Annotated in this window: 2 protein-coding genes and 2 pseudogenes; all 4 read left to right on the top strand. The window is 61.7% G+C overall.

The features are described 5' to 3' along the window. Nucleotides 1-351: SHOCT domain-containing protein (locus B9G38_RS12770; RefSeq protein WP_198945686.1), on the top strand; the 351-nt coding region annotated here is incomplete at its 5' end. Between the two features lie 339 nt (nt 352-690). After that, a complete protein-coding gene (locus B9G38_RS12775) occupies nt 691-1290 on the top strand; it encodes an archaellin/type IV pilin N-terminal domain-containing protein (RefSeq protein ID WP_086220603.1) in 600 nt (199 codons plus the stop codon). Nucleotides 1291-1292: 2 nt separating this feature from the next. Further along, a pseudogene (locus tag B9G38_RS18820) lies at nt 1293-1829 on the top strand (archaellin/type IV pilin N-terminal domain-containing protein); the annotation flags it as partial. Nucleotides 1830-2647: 818 nt separating this feature from the next. After that, nucleotides 2648-3064: pseudogene (locus B9G38_RS12785) on the top strand (hypothetical protein); the annotation flags it as partial.

Genomic DNA, 3064 nt, shown 5'->3' on the forward strand with positions numbered 1-3064 from the left:
CGCCGTAGGTCGTCGGCGGTCTGGGTCGCGGCCGGGGCGTCGCGCGCGGCGACGTTCGGCGTCCGCGCGGGCACGCGGGTCGGCGGGGGGTCCGTCGTCGGCAGCGGCGCGCTCGGCGGCTACCTCGCGGACCGGATCGCCGAGGACCGTGATACCTCGCCGGCGGACGCCGACCGCGAGGCGCCCGCGACGCCGATCGAGCGCCTCAAACACCGCTACGTCGAGGGCGATATCTCCGACGCGGAGTTCGAGCGCCGCCTCGACGGACTGGTCTCCGCCGACCGCGACCGAACCGACTCGGCGTCTCGACGCGAGACGCCCGAGACGACTGCCCCCGAGCACGAGCGCTGAAACGGCCCCGGGGGAATCGCTCTTTCGAACGGCGTCGTTGACACCCGGCATTCACCCCTTCTCGCTCGTCAGTCTCGCCCGACGTGGCCGCCGCTCGTTCGCACATCGGATTCGTGACGGAGACCGGTCGGTACCGCCGCTGCGCCGCAGATCCAGATCTGATACTCTCTCGTCGAAGTCGTTGATATATTCTGTAACTAAACTACTCAAAATAACCCGGAAATCGCACGACGTGACGTTTTTATCAACTCGGATAACCGGGGACGTGATCTTAAGTAGGAAATCCACTTCGCTATCGATAACGCCCGCCGGGCAGGCCGGGGGCCGACGCAACACACAATGTTCGAAACCATACTGGACGAGGAAGAGCGCGGTCAAGTGGGGATCGGGACCCTCATCGTGTTCATCGCGATGGTGCTGGTGGCAGCGATCGCCGCCGGCGTCCTGATCAACACGGCCGGGTTCCTCCAGACGCAAGCGGAAGCAACGGGCGAAGAGAGTACAGCGCAGGTGAGCGAGCGGGTTCAGGTCGTAAGTCAGTCAGGAGTCATTTCCAACGACGCTGCTGGTTCCGGTGAGAAAGGAATCGGCTCGCTCGAGTTCGTCGTTGCATCTGCTCCCGGCGCCGGAAACGTCGATCTCGATGAAGTAACTGCGGAACTAATTGGAGCAGACGGGCAGGAGACGTTCCAGCTCCAAGACAATCCGCCGGTCACCGACGTGAATATCTTTACGAACGGGAACGACAACGTACTGACTGACAACAGCGACCGTGCTGAGGTTTCGATTGACTTGGAAGCGCTGAACGATCCGTACGAGCTTACCGAGGGAGACTCCCTGACGGTGACATTCACGACTGCGGCCGGCGCGTCCACGACGACCGAAATTCGTGTCCCGACTACGTTAGTCGGTGAAAACGACGATTCGGTGAGGCTGTAACAATGTTCGAATTTATCACTAACGACGACCGCGGTCAAGTCGGTATCGGCACGCTCATCGTGTTCATCGCGATGGTGCTTGTCGCTGCTATTGCCGCCGGCGTCCTGATCAATACGGCTGGGTTCCTCCAGTCGCAGGCGGAATCGACCGGCGAAGAGAGTACGGACCTCGTGTCCGAGCGCATCGAGGTGACAAGCTCTGTCGGTATCGTCGGCGACGCAAGTGCCGGTACGCTCAATGAAACCCGCTTGACCGTTACCGGCGCACCTGGTGCCGATAATATCGACCTCGCCGACACGACGATTCAAGCGGTCGGTCCCGGTGGACAGGAGAACCTCGTGTTCACTAACCGAGCATTTAGTATCCCTTCTGTCTCCAGCGGGGATGCTAAGCTTCAGGAGACGATTCCGACCGACGCTGAAACTGTCCAGATCCGTGTCGGTTCGCTTTCCGATAGTATTGCCACGCTAAACGTCAGCGACCAGCAGAGTAATGAAGTTGCTGTTCCCGTCGAAAATCTTGATCAAGGTGAAATAAATGAGATCGATATCTCAGCCCTACAATTAGTCGATGGAGAGAAGGTCGTGGTGGAACTGTACGATGGGAATACTGATACCGCCACTCAGAAGGACTCCGTCGGGGCTGAGGATGTCTTGGAGCCGACTGTCGGGTCGATTGACTCTGGTTCTGACGATGTCGTGCTACAGACACCTATCCGCGCAGACGCGCAGACTATCGAAGTAGGTGTCACTAGTAGCACAGGTAGTGCTACGGATATTTACGTGTACCCGGCTGGCGAGTCTGATAGCGCGGTTCAAAAGACAATTGCTGACGATGCCAGTCAGGACACAGTAAACGTCGACATCTCTTCTCTTGATTTCGCTAGCAATGACGACCTGGAGGCGGAGATTCGTGACAGTGGTGGTGCGGGCGACGCCAGCCCATTAGATTCAGATACGGTCACCGTCTCTGATGCGCTTAATCTCAACGACGTTGAGAATCTTAACCCCGGAGAGTTCGCGGTTGGCTCCGATGGTGCATTCCGTAACGACGCAGTTCTCAACGATCAGGAACAGGATCAGTTCACGATCCTATTGAATCCCGCATCGGGAGCATTCTACGACACGTCGGACGGAGAGGCGTTCGGTGAGGGCGATTCCGCGACTCTCGACATCGTCTCGCCGGCCGGCGCTGCGACGCAGGTTGAATTGAGCGCACCCGACCTCTTCAGCGAGGACGGCGAGGCGGTCCGCCTCTAGGCAGCCGCACAGACGACTAACCGTTCCCACCGCGGAGACCCGCTCTGCGTCGGGAACCCGCCGCAACACCTATTTTACGGCGCGCGCTACCACAACCCATGAGTGACCACGACGCGCCCGCGGCCGACCCGGACGCGCCGCCCGCCGATCCCGACGAGCTCGACTTCACCGACGACGAGAACGTCGTCGAGATCGGGGAAGGCCGGTACGTCGTCGGGACGAACGGCCGCCCCAACGTCGGGCGCTCGCGAGGTGACCGCCGGCCGCCGCCGGACGACGCGGCCCCTCCCGCCGACTCGGGCGGATTTACCGCCGCGGAGCCTGCGAACCCCGACGACCGCCGGCCCGCCGGTGACGACCCGCGAGCGAGCGCCGCCGGTCCTGGCGTCGGCGATCGCAACCAGCGACGGGGCGATGAGCGGGGTCGCCGAGGGGGCCAACAGCAGGGCGGTGAACGAGGACAGTCCGGGAGGCAGGACCGGGTGGGCGGCAGAAGCGGAGCCGGGGGTCAGGGT

Source organism: Halorubrum sp. SD612 (assembly GCF_002135005.1).

Coding starts and splice junctions, on each gene's coding strand:
- B9G38_RS12775 (WP_086220603.1), top strand. CDS start 691: ATGTTCGAAACCATACTGGACGAGGAAGAGCGCGGTCAAGTGGGGATC.